Below are 791 nucleotides of genomic sequence, written 5' to 3' on the forward strand. Positions count from 1 at the left end.
CGGTGGCGGGACGGGCCCGGCTTCGGCCCGTCCGGGTGCTCGGGCCGGTGCTGCGGTTGCTCCGGCTTCGGGGGCCGGGAGCCGGCCGCATTCGGCGCCCCGGCGTCGCCGTGCCGCTCCGCACCGGCGCGCGCCCCCGCCTCGTCGTGCTTCCCCTCGCGCCGCGTCTTGTCCTGCGCTTCGTCCTGCGCTTCGTCCTGCGCTTCGTCCTGCGCTTTGTCGTGCGCTTTGTCGTGCGCCTTGCCGTGCGCCGCGTCCGGGTTCGCGCCCCCGGAGCGCGCGGCCCCCGCCGTGCCCGGCTGCCAGCCCGCGTCGACGAGCAGCGAGCGGGCGGCAGCGGTGTTGCGGCTGCCCAGGGCCCCGCTGTTGTCGCGGTAGCCGTGCTGGCCCGCCACCCGCAGGTGGCTGCCGAGCGGCTTGCCGCTCAGGCCCAGCGGCGCGTACACCGCCTCGGTCAGCGCCGCCCGGTCGATCGCGCGGGCCACGGCTCGGCGCACCCGCTCATCGGCCAGCGGCCCGGCGGTGCCGTTCAGCGCGAGTTGGGTGTAGGCGGGTTCGAGCGATCTGCGGACGGTGAACGTGGCCAGCGCCCTGGTCTCCGCGGCGCGCCGGGCCGCCGCCGCGCGCTCGGCGGCAATCGCCTTCAGCGCCGCGTCCTTGGCCGACCGCGGACCGTACTCGATCACCCAGGAGCGCAGCGCGCCCGCGGTACCGGCCAGCGTGGTCCTGGCGGGGGCGAGCACGGGCGGCGGGCCGACGGCCTCGCCCGTACTCGTACTCGTGCCCGTACT

At 77.7% G+C, this 791-nt stretch carries 1 protein-coding gene; it reads right to left on the bottom strand.

Annotated elements, in window-relative coordinates; genetic code table 11:
* Window positions 1-791: ABC transporter substrate-binding protein (locus AAHZ94_RS34755; protein WP_349997648.1), on the bottom strand; the 791-nt coding region annotated here is incomplete at both ends.

This window comes from Streptomyces sp. HSW2009 (assembly GCF_040240285.1).
GTDB lineage: Bacteria > Actinomycetota > Actinomycetes > Streptomycetales > Streptomycetaceae > Streptomyces.